We start from the raw sequence: 16,963 nt of genomic DNA on the forward strand, positions 1-16,963 counted from the left end.
ACGTGACAGCTATTGCGCACAACTGGCACGGATGGGGAGTTCATGAGCGGGACCTTCATGGCGGCGGAGATCGCGAGCCAGCCCGGCCGCTGGCGGGACGCGGCGGCGCTGGCCTCGGCGAACAGTGAGCTGCTGCCGCCGCCGGGCGCGCGGGTCGCGATCGTCGGCTGCGGCACGTCGTGGTTCATCGGCCAGGCGTACGCCGTCCTTCGCGAGTCCGCCGGGCTCGGCGAGACCGACGCCTTCGCCGCGTCGGAGTTCCCGGACGGCCGCGGTTACGACCACGTGGTGGCGCTGACCAGGTCGGGTACGACGACCGAGGTCCACGCCCTTCTGGCGAAGCTGCGGGGCCGGACGCCGACCATCGCGATCACCGGCGTGCCCCGCGAGATCGAGGCCGCCGCGGACACGATCGTCGACCTGTCCGTCGTCGACGAGCGCTCGGTCGTGCAGACCCGCTTCGCCACGACGGCGCTGGCGATGCTGCGCGCGCACCTCGGCGAGGACCTGACCGCGGTCGCCGACCAGGCCGAGCGCGTGCTCGCCGAACCGCTGCCCGACGTGCTCATCGGCGCCGAGCAGTTCAGCTTCCTCGGCACCGGCTGGTCCGTCGGCATCGCGAACGAGGCCGCGCTCAAGTTCCGCGAGGCGTGCCTGCTGTGGACGGAGTCGTACCCGGCGTGGGACTACCGGCACGGGCCGATCAGCATCAGCGAACCCGGCCGCGTGACCTGGATGTTCGGGCAGGCGCCGGAGGGGCTGGCCGACGACGTCGCCCGTGCGGGCGGCCTGTTCGTCGAGAGCGGCCTGGACCCGCTGGCGGACTTGGTCCGCGCGCAGCGTGTCGCCGGGGCGATCGCCGCCCGCAAGGGGCTCGACCCGGACAACCCCCGCAGTCTTACTCGTTCCGTCGTCCTGACCTGAGGCAGCCGTGATCGTCACCGTCACGCCGAACACCGCGTTGGACGTCACGTACACAGTGGACGGTCTGCGGGCCGGTGACGTGCACCGGGTGCGGGAGGTACGGCACCGGGCGGGAGGCAAGGGCGTCAACGTCGCGCGGGTGCTGCACACGCTCGGCGCCGACGTCCGCGCGCTGTTCACGGCGGGCGGTGCGACGGGCGCCGCCGTCGTGGGCGATCTCGCGGCGGCGGGAATCCCGGCAACGGCCGTTCCGATCGGCGCCGAGACCCGGCGCACCGTCACGGTTCTCGCGGACGACGGATCGGTCACGCTGCTGAACGAGCCAGGGCCGCGGCTCACCGGAAACGAGTGGCAAACGTTTGCCGCGGCCGTCCGGGCCCGTAAGCCCGACGTGCTCGTGTGCTCGGGCAGCCTTCCTCCCGGAGCCGGGGGATACGCCGGGCTGTTCGGCGACGCACCATCCATCTTGGACACTTCCGGGGAAGCGCTGCTCGCCGGGCTCGCCGGGAAACCGTCCGTCGTCAAACCGAACGCCGACGAACTGCGCGAGGTCACCGGGCTGCGGGATCCGGTGGCCGCCGCGGCCGAACTGCGCAAGGCCGGGGCCGGCGCGGTCGTCGTGTCGCTGGGTGCCGAAGGACTGCTGGCGGTGACCGGCTCCGGCACCTGGCACGCGGCACCGTCCACTGTGCTCACTGGCAACACCACCGGCGCCGGTGACGCCGTCGTCGCCGCGCTGGCACTGGGGCTGAGCCGCGCCGAATCCTGGCAGGACATCCTGCGCCGCGCCGTCGCGTTGTCCGGGGCGGCCGTGCTCGGCCCGCTCGCCGGGGACGTCGACCTCGCGCACTACCGAGCCGAACAGGGGCTGGTCGCCGTGCGCGCCCGCCCGGACTAGGAGTCTGTCATGCCTCTGGTGGGAACCGGGGAGATCGTCGGAGCCGCCGCGGCGGCCCGGCACGGCTGCGGCGCGTTCAACGCGATCCAGCTCGAACACATCACCGCGATCATCGACGGCGCCGCCGCGGCGCAAGCACCGGTGATCGTGCAGCTGAGCCAGAACGCCGTGAAGTACCACGGCTCGCTGGCGCCGGTCGGTACAGCCGCTCTCGCGGCGGCCAGAGCGGCTGCAACGCCGGTCGCGGTCCATCTCGACCATGCGGAATCGGCCGATCTGGTCCGTGAGGCGGTCGCGCTCGGCTTCGGCTCCGTCATGTTCGACGCGTCCAAACTGGACTACACGGACAACGTGCGCGCCACGCGGGAAGTCGCCGCGTACTGCCACGACCACGGGGTGTGGGTGGAGGCCGAACTCGGCGAGGTCGGCGGCAAGGACGGCGTCCACGCACCCGGCGCGCGCACCGATCCCGACGAGGCGGCGGAGTTCGTCGCGTCCACCGGGATCGACGCGCTGGCGGTGGCGGTGGGCAGCTCGCACGCCATGCTGACCCGTGACGCCGCGCTGGACTTCGAGCTGATCGCGCGGCTGCGGGAAAAGGTGCCGGTGCCGTTGGTGCTGCACGGATCGTCCGGCGTGCCCGACGCAGGGCTGGCCGAAGCCGTCCGAGCCGGGATGACGAAGATCAATATCGCCACCCAGCTCAACAAGGTGTTCACCGCGGCCGCGGCGGAGGATTGGCGCGCGCATCCTGAGCGTGTCGATCCGCGGAAATACCTCGGTGCCGGGCGCGCCGCGGTCGCCGTCGAGGTGCGGCGGCTGCTGGGAGTGCTCAAGCTTGATCATGTTGAACCGGTCAAGGTGACGATTGAGCAGACTTTGCGCGATTGAGTGTTGACATGTGCGTGAAACCTCACAAAACTGCGCAAGAACAAGCAGAACTTGTGTGATCTTCGATCCAGGTGGTGGCGGATGCGGGTAGGCAGGCTCACGACAGTGATGTCAGCGACGGCAGGGGCGGCGCTCCTGCTCGCGGGATGCGGCGGCGGGGAGACGGCCGGTGGCACCGGCGAGAACGCGCTCCCGGGCGTCGATCAGTTCCTCAACGCGCCCTGTCCGGAGGCGGGGGTGAAACCCGCGACGGACAAGGAATTCACGTACTGGTCCATGTGGACGGCCGACGAGCCGCAGGGCAAGGTCCTCCAGAAGGCCTTCAAATGCTTCCAGGAGAAGACCGGCGTCAAGGTCGACGTGCAGTGGCTGGGCCGCAAGGCCTACACCCAGAACCTGGTGCCCGCGCTGAACACCGACGCCGTGCCGGACCTGTTCGACCAGGACGTCAGCAAGGTCGGCGCGGCGGTCATGACGCCGGGCGGCACGCAGAGCGTCGACGACGTGTTCGCGATGAAGGTCGGTGAGGGCGACAAGACCGTCAAGGACGTGCTTTCGCCCAGCTCGTACGACTTCCCGCAGAACAAGGACCGCGAGGGCCACAACTTCATGGTCCCGTACACGATCCAGTCGAGCGCCTGGTGGTTCAACAAGGACACCGCCGGCGACATCCAGCAGCCGAAGACGATGGACGAGCTGATCGGCCTGTTCGACAAGGCGAAGTCCGACGGCAAGGCCGCGATCAGCCTCGACGGCGACATCCCGTTCTACAACATGTACTTCTACACCCAGCTCGCCGAGCGGTACGTCGGCGCGGGCGGGCTGTACAAGGCCGCGACCGACAAGACCGGCCAGGCGTGGAAGACCGACCCCGGTTTCCTCAAGGCCGCCACCGAAACCGCGAAGCTGCCCAAGTACTTCATCGACGGCTGGGACGCGGCGAAGTTCCCGCAGGTGCAGCAGCGCTGGGCCGACGGCGACTCCCGGTTCCTCTACGTCGGCAGCTGGGCACCGAGCGAGACCCGCGAGTACCTGGACAAGCAGGGCGCCGGGACGAAGATCAACTACGGCTCCTTCCAGTTCCCGATGCCCGAAGGCGCCACGCACGACACCGTCGAGCAGATGTCGATCGGGTTCTCGGTGACCAAGAAGGCCAAGCACGCCGAAGCGGCCAAGGCGTTCATCGCCTACTTCCTCAACAAGGACTTGCTCGCGGGGATCCCCGTGGTGGCCGACAACCTCGTGCCGCGGGCGGACCTCGCCGTGCCGGACGACCTGAAGCAGGTCAAGGCCGCGCTGGACGACCCGAAGAAGGAGCACGTCCTGCAGTACGACGGGATCGACGGCATCGCCGGCGGCAAATGGCAGACCGACGTCTTCGACCCCGCCGACATCGCGCTGCTGAAGGGCCAGATCACCCCGCAGCAGTTCGTGGACCAGCTCGCCGCCAAGGGTGCCGAATTCTGGAAGAACCAGGGCTGATGGCGACAGTCACGACTCCGGCGAAACCGCCGGCGCGGGCCGTGAAGGCCGGTGCGCACCTGAGTCGCAAGAAACGGCTGTTCTGGCCGTTCGCCGCGCCGGCGCTGGTGTTGTACCTGGCCTTCCTGGTCCTGCCGACGATCGCGACCGTCGTGCTGAGCTTCACCAGCTGGGCCGGGGCGGGGGACACGCCGGAACCCAACGGCGTCACCAACTACACGCAGATGTGGGCGAGCGATTCGTTCCAGTACGCCTTCCGCAACACGCTGATCTACGTGTTCCTCGGCGGCATCGGCACGTTCGCGCTGGCGTTCCTGTTCACCATGGTGCTGCGGGACATGAAGGGCGGCAAGATCGTCCGCGCCATCCTGTTCTTCCCGAACATCGTGGCGCCGGTGGCGCTCGGCATGTTCCTCGGCTTCGTCTTCAAGTACCAGCCGGGGAAACAGGGACTGGCGAACTACGTGCTGGAAAGCCTCGGCGCGGACGCGGCGAAATTCCTCGCACCGTCCAATGTGACCGGTGTGGTGACGGCTTCGCTGATCTGGGCCAGTTCGGGTTTCTACATCACCATCCTGATGGCCGCGGTCGACCGCATCCCGCCGTACCTCTACGAGGACGCGGAGCTGGGCGGCGCGTCGCCGTGGCAGAAGTTCAAGAACATCACGCTGCCGATGACCTGGGACGTCGTCGGTGTCGCGGGGGTGCTGTGGACGATCAACGCGCTCAAGATCTTCGAGCTGGTGTTCGTGTTGGCCGGCCCGGGCACCTATGCCCCGCCCAACGAGGCGTGGACGCTCGGGATCTACGTGTTCGACCGGACCTTCGGCTCGAACGGCACCCCGGACTTCGGCGCCGCCTGTGCCTGCGCGGTGGCGATGATCGTGCTGGTGTCCGTGCTCGTCGTCCTGCTCCGCCGGTTGATGCGCCGTGACGCGATCCAGTTCTGAGGGAGACGAAATGTCCGTCACCGACGTCGAGGCGCCCGCGCGGCGAGCGGCGAAACCGGTGCGCAAGCCGCCACGCAAACCACGTCCGGCCCCCGGCTCCAAACGGTTCAGCCCGTTGCGGGTCCTGGGTTCCACGATCGTGTGGCTGTTCACCGCAGGCAACATCCTGGTGCTGTACTGGCTGCTCACGGCGTCGTTCAAGACACCGGTGGAGATCTTCACCAAGCCGTTCGACCTGCCGTATCAATGGTTCAAGGTCGGCAAGCCGTTCCGGAACTTCATCTACGCCTGGAACAACGCCGGTTTCGGCGAGGCCGTGCTGACCACCGTGGTCCTGGTCGGGCTGGCGACGGTCGTCACGGTCGCCGTCTCGGCGCCCTGCGCGTACGCCCTGACCAGGCTCGGCGTCCGCGGGGCGGGGCCGATGACGAACGTCGTCGCGATCGGGATGGGCGTGCCGTTCCAGACCGTGATCATCCCGCTGTTCGTGGTGCTCAGCAAAGTGCACCTGGACAACGAATACGGCCTGTTCGTGCTGTACGTGGCGCTGTCGATCCCGTTCACGGTGTTCCTGATGACCGGGTTCTTCCGGTCGCTGCCGGACGAACTGGAGGAGGCGGCCGCGCTCGACGGCGCGTCGCCGATGCGCACGTTCTTCTCGGTCATGCTGCCGCTCACCCGGGGCGGCATGATCACCGCGCTGACGCTGAACGCCATCGGGCTGTGGAACGAGACGCTGCTGGCGATCGTGTTCCTCAAGGACCAGGCGCATTTCACGCTGTCGCGCGCGCTCTTCACCTTCTACGGGGCGGCGAGCTACCAGTCGGAGTACGGCGGCCTGATCGCCGGTGTGGCGATCGTCGTGCTCCCGATGCTCGTGCTCTACCTCGTGCTCGCCCGCCGGATCATCACCGGCCTGACCCTCGGCGCCGGAAAGTAGGACCTGATGGCCACCGTGACCTTCTCCGACACCACCCGGTTCTACGCCGGGGTGGACCGTCCCGCGGTCGACGGCCTCGACCTCGAGGTCGCCGACGGCGAGTTCCTGGTGCTGGTCGGCCCGTCCGGCTGCGGGAAGTCGACCACGCTGCGGATGCTCGCCGGGCTGGAAGGCGTCGACGACGGCTCCATCCACATCGGCGACCGCGACGTCACCGAACTGCCGCCGAAGGACCGGGACATCGCCATGGTGTTCCAGAACTACGCGCTCTACCCGCATATGACGGTGGGGGAGAACATCGGCTTCCACCTGAAGCTGGCCAAGATGCCCAAGGCCGAACGCGAGCGCAAGGTGGCCGAGGCCGCGGCCGTGCTCGACCTGACCGAGTACCTGGACCGCAAACCCGCGAAGCTGTCCGGCGGTCAGCGGCAGCGGGTCGCGATGGGGCGGGCGATCGTGCGCGAGCCCAGTGTGTTCCTGATGGACGAGCCACTGTCCAACTTGGACGCCAAGCTCCGCGTGCAGACGCGCACCCAGATCGCGTCCCTGCAGCGGCGGCTGGGCATCACCACGCTCTACGTCACGCACGACCAGGTCGAGGCGATGACCATGGGGGACCGGGTCGCCGTGCTGAAGGACGGGATCCTTCAGCAGTGCGACACGCCGGTCGGGTTGTTCGCCAAGCCGGTCAACGTGTTCGTCGCCGGGTTCATCGGCTCGCCCGCGATGAACCTGCTGGAGACCACTGTGGACAGTGATGGTGCCGTCGCCGGTGGGACGCGGCTTCCGCTGACCCCGGCGCAACGTTCGGCGCTGACCGGTCCCGGCATCGTCGTCGGCGTCCGGCCCGAGGGCTGGACGATCGGCGACGGCGGTTTCGAGGCCATCGTCGAGGTCGTCGAGGAACTGGGCAGCGACCAGTACCTCTACTGCCGTGACGGCGATCGCGTGCTGACCGTCCGCACTCCCGGGATGGCCCCGTGGCAGCGTGGCGAGCCGATCTCCCTGACCCCGCAACCGGGTGCGGTGCACCTGTTCGACGCCGCGACCGGTGACAGGCTCCCGGACGCATGACCAGCCTGTATCGCACCGGGCTGGTGCTCCCGGCCGCCGAGCTGGGGCCGGAGAACCCGTTGCCCCCGCTCCGGAAACCGGAGGCCGTGGCCAAGGTGTCCAATGTGGACGAGCTGCCGCCGGACCTGGCGGAGAACATCGGCTACGGCCGCCTGGACACCACGTTGCCGTGCCTGCTGCAGGACGGCTACACCCGCGAGCGCACCGAGCGTGAACTCCAGGCGGTGGTGCTGGAGAACGACGAACTCCGCGCCACCGTGCTGCCGTCGCTGGGCGGACGGCTGTATTCACTGGTCCACAAGCCGTCCGGACGTGAGCTGCTCTATCGCAACCCGGTGTTCCAGCCCGCGAACCTCGCCCTGCGGGACGCGTGGTTCGCCGGCGGTGTCGAGTGGAACCTCGGCAGCACCGGGCATACGACGCTGACCTGCGAGCCGATGTTCGCCGCGGAGATCGAGGGCCCGGACGGCACACCGGTGCTGCGCCTGTGGGAGTGGGAACGCACCCGCGATCTGCCGTACCAGGTCGATTTCTGGCTGCCGGAAGGGTCGGAGCAGCTGCTCGTGGCGGTGCGGGTGCGCAACCCGCATCCCTACGACGTCCCGGTGTACTGGTGGTCGAACATCGCGGTGCCGCAGAACGAGGGCACCAGGGTGCTGGCGCCCGCGACGCAGGCGTGGCATTACGGCTATTCGGGACGGCTCGACCTGGTCGACGTGCCCGGCGAGCTGACCTATCCGGCGCGCGCCGAGGCCGCGGCGGACTACTTCTTCGAGGTGACCGGTCGACCGTGGGTCGCGGCCGTCGAAGCCGACGGGACCGGGCTCGCTCAGCTGTCCACCAGCCGGTTGCGCGGACGGAAGCTGTTCCTGTGGGGCGAATCCACCGGCGGACGTCGCTGGCAGGAGTGGCTGGCACCGGAGGCCGGAGGCTATCTGGAGATCCAGGCCGGGCTGGCCCGCACCCAGCTGGAGCACCTGCGGCTGCCGCCGGGGGAGAGCTGGGACTGGCTGGAGGCCTATGGTCCGGTCGTCGCCGATCCGGCCGCGGTGCACGGTGACGACTGGACGGCGGCTCGCGAAGCCGTCGCCGCCGGTCTGCCGACGGCGGAGACCATGGACGAGCTCCACGACGCGTGGCGGAAGATCGCCGACGTCACTCCGGAATCCTTCCTGGCCACCGGTTCCGGCTGGGGTGCGCTGGAGAACCGGCGCGCGCCCATGTGCCTGCCCGGCACGCCGTTCCCGGACGAATCGCTGGGGCCGGACCAGGAGCCGTGGCTCGCGTTGCTCGACGGGACGCCGCCGGACGGCGATCCGCTCGCCGTCCCTCCGGCGACGCTGGTGAACCGGTACTGGGCGGATCTCATGGAGTACGCCCCGAAGAACTGGCTGACCTGGTATCACCGCGGCGTCGCGCACTGGGCGGCCGGACGGCAGTCGGACGCGGTCCGCGCCTGGCGCGAGTCCGTGTCGGCGGCCGAGAACCCTTGGGCGTTGCGGAATCTCGCGATCGCCACGGCCGGGCACGAGGCCGCCTGGCTGTACCGGCGGGCGGTCGCCCTGGCGCCGTCACTGCGTCCCCTGGTCGTCGAGGCCATCGCGGCGCAACTCGCCGCGGGGCTCCCGGACGAAGCGAGTGTGCTGCTGGTCGGACTGCCCGTGGAAGGACGGATCGCGCTCCTGACCGCCCGGACCAGGCTCGCCCTCGGCGACACCGCCGGGGCCAAGGCCGTGTACGACAGCGGTTTCGAGGTCGCGAACATCAGGGAAGGGGAAACGTCTTTGTCCGACACCTGGGCGGCGGTTTCCGACGAACCGTTGCCGGAACAGCACGACTTCCGGATGAAGTGACCGGCCGGGCCACTCGACCGGCGTGCCGCTCGCGGCGGACAACCGCGATGCAGCATACTGCTCGAAACAGTGGCCAACAGCGCACCGGTATGCGCGATAGGCCGCAGCGAGCTAGGAGTGGCGCCGATGGCCCGGCACGAACGGCTGAGCACCCTGCTGGACCTGCTGGGGCAGCGGGAGAAGATCGACGTCGAGGACGTGGCGGAGGAATTGAACGTCTCCGCCGCCACGATCCGGCGCGACCTCGATCACCTGGCGGAGCAACAGTTGCTCACCCGCACCCGAGGTGGCGCGGTGGCCAACGACCTCGCCTACGACCTGCCATTGCGCTACAAGACCGCGCGGCACGTGCCCGAGAAGCAGCGGATCAGCGTCGCCGCGGCGGCGCTCGTCGCGCAGGGCATGGTGGTCGGCCTCAACGGCGGGACGACGACGGCCGGGGTCGCGCGCTCGCTGGCCACCCGGTCCGATCTGGCCGGACGCGGTGATTCGCCGGGGCTGACGGTGGTCACCAACGCGCTGAACATCGCGCACGAACTCGCGGTCCGGCCGCATGTGAAGATCGTGGTGACCGGTGGTGTCGCGCGTCCCCAGTCGTTCGAGCTCAGCGGTCCGCTGGCCACGCGCGTGCTCAGCGAACTGACGATCGACCTGCTGTTCCTCGGGGTCGACGCGTTCGATGCCGACGCCGGCGCGTTCGCCCACCACGAGGGCGAGGCGAGTATCAACCGGCTGATGGTCGAGCGGGCGGAACGCGTCGTCGCCGTCGCCGACGGTTCGAAGCTGGGCCGCCGGGCGTTCGCGCGGATCTGCGCGACGCCGCAGGTGCACGCGCTGGTGACCGATTCGAACGCCGACCCGAAGGTGCTGCGGGCGTTCGAGGCCGCGGGCGTCGAGGTCCAGGCGGTCTGACCTCTCCGGTCCCGAGTGTCATGAAAGGGCCGTTCAGGACAAAAGATGTCCTGAACGGCCCTTTCATGACATCCGGGGCACGCACACCCGTTGCCCCATAAGGATCTTCGCGCGACCCGACGAAAGTCGGCAGCACCGCTTCGGCGGATGACTTTGCGCGAACCGTGCGCTATACAGAGACCCTATTGCGTATTCATGCGCGAAAGGTGTCTCGAATGAGCAGAGTTGCGCAATCCCTGAGTTGTTTGGCCGCAGTGGCCCTTCTCGGGCTTTCCCCGGTCGCCGCCCACGCCGACCCGGCCGCGGCGGCGTCCGGGAAGCTGGGCGATTTGACCGGGATCTCGACCGAAGGCCCCACCGTCACGCTGAAATCGGGAAGCGCCGCGGTGCGGGTCGGCTTCCCGGCCGAAGGTGCCGTCCGGGTCTGGCTGGCGCCGGACGGCACGTTCACCGATCCCGCCGGGAGCAAGATCGTGCTGCCGCGCCCCGGTGCCCCGGTGACGCCCAAGACGGCCGACAAGGGGGACTACTGGGCGGTTTCCACGGCCAAGGCGACGTTGCGGGCGTACAAGCATCCGCTGCGCCTGGCGTTGTACGACGGCGCGGACCGCAAGCGGCTCTGGGAGGAGTCGGCGCCGCTGTCCTGGACCGACAAACAGACCACGCAGACCCTGGCGCGGACCGCGACCGAGCAGTTCGTCGGCGGCGGCGAGCAGAACGGCCGTTTCAGCCACCGGGGCCAGACCATCCGGATCTTCGCCGACTACAACTGGAACGACGGCGGGGCCCCGAATTCGCAGCCGTTCTACGCCTCGACGGCGGGATACGGCGTGCTGCGCAACACCTTCGCGCAAGGCACCTACGCCTTCACCGAGCCGGTGCGCACCACACACGACGAACGCCGCTTCGACGCGACGTACGTCGTCGGCGACGGGCTCAAGGACGTCATCACCGGCTACACCGATCTGGTCGGGAAGCCTTTCCTGCCACCGCTCTACGGGCTCGAACACGGTGACGCCGACTGCTACCTGCACAACGCCAACCGCGGGGAGCGCCACACGCTGGACGCGGTGAAGATCGCGGAGGGCTACACCGAGCACGGCATGCCCAACGGCTGGATGCTCGTCAACGACGGCTACGGCTGTGGCTACGAAAACCTCCAGCAGACGGGCGAAGGTCTGCGCAAGAACAACATGCAGCTGGGTCTCTGGACCGAGAACGGCGTGCCGAACCAGGTCGAAGAGGTCAAGGCAGGGGTGCGGGTCCGCAAACTCGACGTCGCGTGGGTCGGCCCGGGCTACCAGTTCGCGCTCGACGCCTGCGACACCGCGCACAAGGGCATCGAGGACAACAGCGACGCGCGCGGCTTCGTCTGGACGCCGGTCAGCTGGGCCGGCGCGCAGCGTTGCGGCGTGCTGTGGAGCGGTGACCAGGCCGGTTCCTACGACTACATCAAGTGGCAGATCCCGACCTACGCCGGTGCCACGACGTCGGGGATCGCGTACAACACCGGCGACATCGACGGCATCTTCGGCGGCAGCCCGCAGACCTACGTCCGCGACCTGCAGTGGAAGGCCTTCCTGCCGGTCTCGATGACGATGGACGGCTGGGCCGCGTCGGACAAGCAGCCGTGGCGCTACGGTGAGCCGTACACCTCGATCAACCGCAAGTACCTGCTGCTCAAGGAGCGGCTGCTGCCCTACACCTACAGCCATTCGGTGGAGGCGCACAAGTCCGGTGTCGGCCAGGTGCGCCCGCTGGCGCTCGAATACCCCGACGACCCGAACGTGTGGGGCGAGCAGGCGAAGTACGAGTTCCTGTCCGGCAAGGACTTCCTCGTCGCGCCGGTGTACGAGAACTCCACCGTCCGCAACGGCATCTACCTGCCGAAGGGCACCTGGGTCGACTACTGGAGCGGCAAGACCTACACCGGTCCGACCACTGTGGACGGTTACGACGCGCCGCTCGACACGCTGCCGTTGTTCGTCCGCGCCGGTGCCGTGGTGCCGATGTGGGCCGAGGGCACGAAGTCGTGGCAGACGCGGGACAAGGGCGTGCTCGATCTCGACGTCTACCCGCAGGGCAAGGGTTCGTTCACGCTCACCGAGGACGACGGCGTGACCAGGGCGTACAAGAACGGCGACCAGGCGAAGCAGACCTTCACCGTGGACGCGCCGACGTCCGGGCTCGGCACGGTGACGGTCGGGATCGGGGCCAGTTCCGGTTCCTACGCCGGGAAACCCGCGTCGCGGAACTATCAGCTGACCGTCCACACGGGAAGCAAGCCCGCGACGGTACTGGCCGGGAATTCGGTCCTGCGCCAGTACGGCAGCAAGGCCGAACTGGACGCGGCGCCGTCGGGCTGGTGGTTCGATCCGGCCACCGGCGGGGTCGCGCGGGTCAAGACCGGCAAGATCGGCGCCGGTGACCGTCAGGACGTCCGGTTGTTCGGCACGAGCGCGGTCGGCGGGATCTTCCCCGAGGACCGCGACGGCTCGGTCACCCTGTCCGTCCCGGCGGTCGCCGGTCCCGGGCAGACCGCGACGGGCACGCTGAGCTTCACCAACGGCACGCCGCTGCCGGTCCGGGACGTCACGTTCTCGTTGCCCGCCACTGGCTTCCGTGCCGAGGTGCCTGCGGGCCCGCGACTGGTGATGCCCGGCGCGACGGTGCGTGTCCCGGTGAAGGTGACGCCGGACGCTGGCATCAAGCCGGATGACTACCAGCTCACCGCGTCGGCGTCGTACAAGGCGCGGCTCGGGGAGAACCGGGTCACCGACTCGGTGACGGTCACCGTCCCGCACGGTTCGCTGGCCGCGGCCTACGGCAACGTCGGCGTGACCGACGCGGCCCACGTCGCGGTGGGGGACATCGACGGCGGCGGCAGCAGTTTCCGGGCGGAGGGCCTCGCCGAGGCAGGGCTCAAACCGGGCGCGGGCTTCTCGGCGCTCGGTGCGCGGCTGACGTGGCCGCAAACCGGTTCGGGACAGAAGGACAACGTCCTCGCGTCCGGCCAGACCATCGCGGTGCGCGGTACCGGGGCGAAACTCGTGCTGACCGGAACCGGTACCGGCACGGCGAAGGGCACGGTCGTCGTCCGCTATGCCGACGGCAGCACCAGCCAGGCCGAACTGGGCTTCCCCAACTGGTGCTGCGCAGACCCCGCTCAGTACGGCGCGACGACGGTGGCGACGGTGATGGGCAAGAACACCCGCACCGGGGCCGCGTATCCGACCACGCCGTACCGGGTGTTCGCGAACTCCGTGCCGCTGACCGCGGGCAAGGAGGTCGTCGCGGTGACCTTGCCGTCGAACAGCGCGATGCACCTTTTTGCGGCGGGCATCGGCTGAGTCCTCGTGAGTGGCGAGACGGTTAGAACCGTCCTCGCCACTCACGAGTCAGGCGGCGACGGGAGTCCACAAGGCGTCGATGGCGCGCTCCGCCTCGGCCTGGCTCTCGTCGGCCAGCGGGATGAGGTCCGCCATCGCCGGGTTGACCTTCGCCATGGTCAGCTCGGCGGTGACGAACCGCGGCTCGAGCCCGGTCAGCGAAAGACCGTGGGGAATCCAGGACTGCGCGTGGTCCCAGCCCTCGCGGGGCGTGCCCGCGCCGTATCCGCCGCCGCGGGCGGCGAGGACGATGAAATCGCGTCCGCCCAGGAGGCCTTCCCTGGTCTCCATGTCGATCGACAGCCCGGGCGCGATCAGGTGGTCCACCCAGGCCTTGACCGTGCTCGGCGGGCCGAAGTTGTACAGCGGCAGGCCCAGCACGATCGTGTCGGCCGCCTTGACCTCGTCGACGAGCTCCTTGATGAGCCGCCAGGCCACGGCCTGCTCCGGGGTGTGCTGCTCCGGCGGCACCGTCCTGGCGACGTTGGTGACCGCGTCAAGATGCGGCAGCGGGTCGGCGCCCAGGTCGCGATAGGTGACGGTGCCTTCCGGATGCGCCGCACGCCAGGCCGCGGCCGCCCGCGCGGTGAGGCGACGGCTGGTCGAGTGCTCGCCCGTGATGCTGGAGTCGATGTGCAGCAGGTTCGTCATACGTACCATCTTGCATAGATGGTTTGTGTAACGCAAACCATTGATGCTGTGGTGGTCATCATGTGGGAACGTACACTTGACGAGTGTCCGAACTCCCGGTCGTGAACCAGCCCCCGCACCGCTGCGGCGCGCTGCTCGACCACGTCACCCGCCGCATCCGGCTGCGCAGTGAGTCCGTCCTGGCCCCGCTCGGCCTGCGCCCCCGGCATCTCGTCGCGCTGACCGTGCTGCGGGACCTCGGTGGCTGTTCGCAGCAGGACCTCGCGAAGACGCTGGAGATGGACAGCACGAACGTCGTCGGGCTGCTGAACGACCTCGAATCCGCGAACCTCATCGAACGCAGGCGCTCACCGGAGGACCGGCGGCGGCATATCGTCGAACTCACCGACGTCGGTACCAAGCAGCTCGTCAAGGCCGAGTTCGCCCTCGCCGGAGTCGAGGACGAGGTGCTCGGCGCGCTCGACAACGGCCAGCGCGAAACGCTGTACAACCTGCTGTACCAGGCGGCGGGTCACGCCGAAGCCGCCGCCTGCGTCGAATCCGTCCACATCGACGACTGCTAGCCGAACAGGTCGTGAAGCTGCTCCGTGGCTTCAGCGCCGTACATGACGCTCCCGACCGGAACCTCGCTTCCCACGGCCTCGATCACGCGTGCCGTCCAAACAGGACCGAAGGCGCCGCACAGCTCGATCAGCTGCGCCCCTTCGTCGACCAGTCGCCGGGCCGCGGCGACGACCTGGTCCACGCGGCCGACCCCGATCAACACCGTCAGGCATTCCCCACTGTCCACACGGGACACATCCCGCGCCGGGTCGCAGCCGTCGGCCAAATACACGAAACCCCACTGTCGCATGACGATTCTCCTTCGTTCTCGAACACCGTGAGGTAATCGCGAAACGAGGACGTCGTCCACGAGGCGGATCCGAACGGCCGTCCGCCGTCACCGAACAGGAGAGGTCGGGCGAACGGCGCCGAAATCCGTTGTGGGCGCCGTCATACGAGCGCCGCGATCCGCTCCGAGGATTCGTGCGCCGGATCCCATACGAGCGCGTGCCGGACGACAGGCGCGTCCCGCAGCGGCAGCCGCCGCAGACCTTCGGCCGCTTCCTCCTCGGGGCGCAAGGCGACGACTTCGCCGCCGTACCGCAGTTCGGCGACGAACAGCGATCGCCGTGGCGGCCCGGAACGTACGCGAGCGGGCCGCCAGCCCGCCGCCGCGCAGTCCGCGAGCAGCGCGTCGTGATACCCCGGGGCAAGGTCCCGTTCGTACAGAAGGAGGTCCAGCCCGGCCAAATCCTCCCAGCCCACGGAGCCCTGCCGGGCGAGCGGATGGGTGTCCGCGACGAGCACCCCCAGCGGCCGCTCGCTCACGACGGCCACCCGCAAGCCGTCCACGTTCTCCGGAAGGGCGAGCAGCCCGGCGTCGAGCGCGCCGCGGCGGAGGAGTTCGAGCTGCCGTGCCGCGGAGAGGTCGCCGATCTCCACCGCCTCCGCGTACAGCGCGGAAAGCACGGCCGCCGGCGCGCCCGGCGTCACGCCGATGCGGAGCGGCCGGCCCACGCTGTCGCGGACGGCCCGCGCGCCGAGGTCGGCCTCCTCCAGCATCCGCCGGGCGTGGGGGAGCAGCGCCAGCGCGGCGGCGGTGGGTGTCATCCCGGCCTGGGTGCGGACGAACAGTGTCGCGTCCAGTTCCCGTTCCAACGCGATGATCTGCTGGCTGAGCGACGACGCCCGGATGCCGAGGCGCTCCGCCGCGCGGGTCAGATGCCCTTCCTCCACCACGGCGCACAGATATCGAAGACGTCGTAACTCCACAGCCGCACATTAGCCCCGGACCGGGCAGAATCGACGGGGTGAGTGAATGGCGCAACACCACGCACGACTGGGCCGGTTCCGTGGATCTCGACCATCTGGCGCGCATCCGCCGGAACCCTGGGGAGTTCGCTCCTGGGGGCGTTCCCCACCTCGTCCTCGAAGTGCTCGCCTATGCAGCGGAGGAGGCCGAAAGCACCGGCGGCGGGCATGCCGTCGTCACGGTCCATTCCGACGGCTCGATCTCCGTGGCGGACGACGGGCGGGGCACCGACACCCGCGCCGACGGCCACGGCGGCTTCGTGAAGAAGCCGGTCATGTCGACCAAGGATCTGCGTTTCTTCGATTTTCCCGAGGTGCAACGGCTCCCGGACGGTCATCCGCGCCGTGGTGTGTCGGTCGTGGCCGCGCTGAGCGACTGGCTCGTGCACACCAACCGGCGTCGCAACGGTTCCTGGACCCAGCGTTACGAACGCGGCGTCCCGGTCACCGACCTGTCGCCGATCGCCGACGACGGTACGACCGGCACGACGGTGCGTTTCCTGCCAGGGCAGGAGATCGGCCCCCTGCGACTGCCGGAGGCCGGCGACTGGCCTCACCTGAGCGTGGAGGTAGTCCGATGAGAAAGCGCCTGACACTGGCCGCTTCGCTCCTGGTCCTGCTCGCCGGGTGCTCCGCCGAGCAGGAGCAGCCGCCCGCCAAACCCGTCTACGACCTCCCCGCGCGGGAGGTCCGGCCGGACGAGACCGCGCTGCACCTGCCGCCCGCGCTCAACGGGGAGACCGAGTTCTCCCTCATCGGGCTGGCCGCCGGGCTGCCCAGCCTCACCGGCAGCCACGCCGAATTCGAGGCGAAGGGACAGTTCGTCCGGCTCCGGCTGGTGGTCACGGGCAAGGGTCTGTCCGGCATCCTCTTCGACACCCGGCGCCAGCAGCTGATCACCGATGCCGGCGCGGTGATCGCGGTCGACAACCAGGCGATGACGATCAAACGGCAGCCGGACAAGTTCGAGCTGGGACGCGGCGTGCGGGTCGAGTTCGATCTCTACTTCGATCTTCCCAAGGAAGCGAAACCCGTGCTGCTGCGGGCTTTCGGCGGTCCGACGCTGACCGACATGAAGAACCTCACGGGCACCGACATCAAGCTGGCATGAAAAGGGCCCCGCCGCGGAAGCGACGGGGCCCTCC

Annotated in this window: 16 protein-coding genes; 13 read left to right on the top strand and 3 right to left on the bottom strand. The window is 69.2% G+C overall.

Annotated features, from left to right (window positions below):
* Nucleotides 1-42 precede the first annotated feature (42 nt).
* From AMK34_RS41425 to AMK34_RS41470, 10 genes are all read left to right on the top strand, one after another.
* A complete protein-coding gene (locus tag AMK34_RS41425) occupies nucleotides 43-924 on the top strand; it encodes an SIS domain-containing protein (protein ID WP_073849205.1) in 882 nt (293 codons plus the stop codon).
* Between the two features lie 7 nt (nucleotides 925-931).
* Nucleotides 932-1,822, top strand: coding sequence for a 1-phosphofructokinase family hexose kinase (locus tag AMK34_RS41430; protein ID WP_073849206.1), 891 nt, complete (start codon nucleotides 932-934; stop codon nucleotides 1,820-1,822).
* Between the two features lie 9 nt (nucleotides 1,823-1,831).
* Nucleotides 1,832-2,713, top strand: coding sequence for a class II fructose-bisphosphate aldolase (locus AMK34_RS41435; protein ID WP_073849207.1), 882 nt, complete (start codon nucleotides 1,832-1,834; stop codon nucleotides 2,711-2,713).
* An 81-nt stretch (nucleotides 2,714-2,794) separates the two neighbouring features.
* Nucleotides 2,795-4,195, top strand: a complete 1,401-nt coding sequence (locus AMK34_RS41440; protein ID WP_038511248.1) for an ABC transporter substrate-binding protein — start codon at nucleotides 2,795-2,797, stop codon at nucleotides 4,193-4,195.
* Nucleotides 4,195-5,145, top strand: coding sequence for a carbohydrate ABC transporter permease (locus AMK34_RS41445; protein ID WP_037345437.1), 951 nt, complete (start codon nucleotides 4,195-4,197; stop codon nucleotides 5,143-5,145). Before AMK34_RS41440 ends, AMK34_RS41445 begins: the two co-directional genes overlap by 1 nt.
* 10 nt (nucleotides 5,146-5,155) lie before the next feature.
* A complete protein-coding gene (locus AMK34_RS41450; RefSeq protein WP_038511254.1) occupies nucleotides 5,156-6,085 on the top strand; it encodes a carbohydrate ABC transporter permease in 930 nt (309 codons plus the stop codon).
* A gap of 6 nt (nucleotides 6,086-6,091) precedes the next feature.
* Nucleotides 6,092-7,159: an ABC transporter ATP-binding protein gene (locus AMK34_RS41455; protein ID WP_073849208.1), complete on the top strand. Its 1,068-nt coding sequence runs from the start codon at nucleotides 6,092-6,094 to the stop codon at nucleotides 7,157-7,159.
* Nucleotides 7,156-9,012, top strand: a complete 1,857-nt coding sequence (locus AMK34_RS41460) for a DUF5107 domain-containing protein (RefSeq protein ID WP_073849209.1) — start codon at nucleotides 7,156-7,158, stop codon at nucleotides 9,010-9,012. Before AMK34_RS41455 ends, AMK34_RS41460 begins: the two co-directional genes overlap by 4 nt.
* A gap of 126 nt (nucleotides 9,013-9,138) precedes the next feature.
* Nucleotides 9,139-9,924 carry a DeoR/GlpR family DNA-binding transcription regulator gene (locus AMK34_RS41465; RefSeq protein ID WP_016335505.1) on the top strand — a complete coding sequence of 262 codons (786 nt, stop codon included), beginning with the start codon at nucleotides 9,139-9,141 and terminating at the stop codon, nucleotides 9,922-9,924.
* A 215-nt stretch (nucleotides 9,925-10,139) separates the two neighbouring features.
* Nucleotides 10,140-13,274, top strand: coding sequence for a TIM-barrel domain-containing protein (locus tag AMK34_RS41470; protein WP_241832972.1), 3,135 nt, complete (start codon nucleotides 10,140-10,142; stop codon nucleotides 13,272-13,274).
* A gap of 48 nt (nucleotides 13,275-13,322) precedes the next feature.
* Here the strand turns inward: AMK34_RS41470 and AMK34_RS41475 are convergent, their stop codons facing one another.
* The gene (locus AMK34_RS41475) at nucleotides 13,323-13,964 is read right to left on the bottom strand and encodes an FMN-dependent NADH-azoreductase (protein WP_073849211.1); all 642 of its coding nucleotides are present in this window, start codon (nucleotides 13,962-13,964) and stop codon (nucleotides 13,323-13,325) included.
* An 83-nt stretch (nucleotides 13,965-14,047) separates the two neighbouring features.
* Between AMK34_RS41475 and AMK34_RS41480 the strand changes: the two genes are divergently transcribed.
* Nucleotides 14,048-14,527 (top strand): MarR family winged helix-turn-helix transcriptional regulator, encoded by a 480-nt coding sequence (locus AMK34_RS41480; protein WP_073849212.1) that lies wholly within the window; start codon nucleotides 14,048-14,050, stop codon nucleotides 14,525-14,527.
* Here the strand turns inward: AMK34_RS41480 and AMK34_RS41485 are convergent.
* The gene (locus AMK34_RS41485; RefSeq protein WP_038511268.1) at nucleotides 14,524-14,817 is read right to left on the bottom strand and encodes a DUF6506 family protein; all 294 of its coding nucleotides are present in this window, start codon (nucleotides 14,815-14,817) and stop codon (nucleotides 14,524-14,526) included. The two genes, AMK34_RS41480 and AMK34_RS41485, sit on opposite strands and share 4 nt — an antisense overlap.
* A gap of 140 nt (nucleotides 14,818-14,957) precedes the next feature.
* The gene (locus AMK34_RS41490) at nucleotides 14,958-15,779 is read right to left on the bottom strand and encodes a LysR family transcriptional regulator (protein WP_073849213.1); all 822 of its coding nucleotides are present in this window, start codon (nucleotides 15,777-15,779) and stop codon (nucleotides 14,958-14,960) included.
* Nucleotides 15,780-15,817: 38 nt separating this feature from the next.
* On the opposite strand from AMK34_RS41490, the gene AMK34_RS41495 reads away from it, so the two are divergent.
* Together AMK34_RS41495 and AMK34_RS41500 are read left to right on the top strand one after the other, a co-directional pair.
* Entirely contained in the window at nucleotides 15,818-16,399 is a 582-nt protein-coding gene (locus AMK34_RS41495) for an ATP-binding protein (RefSeq protein ID WP_241832973.1), read from the top strand.
* On the top strand, nucleotides 16,396-16,929 hold the full coding sequence (locus AMK34_RS41500; protein WP_073849215.1) for a hypothetical protein: 534 nt from the start codon (nucleotides 16,396-16,398) through the stop codon (nucleotides 16,927-16,929). Before AMK34_RS41495 ends, AMK34_RS41500 begins: the two co-directional genes overlap by 4 nt.
* The last annotated feature ends 34 nt before the right edge of the window (nucleotides 16,930-16,963 follow it).

The organism is Amycolatopsis sp. CB00013, from assembly GCF_001905755.1.
In the GTDB taxonomy this organism is placed as follows: domain Bacteria; phylum Actinomycetota; class Actinomycetes; order Mycobacteriales; family Pseudonocardiaceae; genus Amycolatopsis; species Amycolatopsis japonica.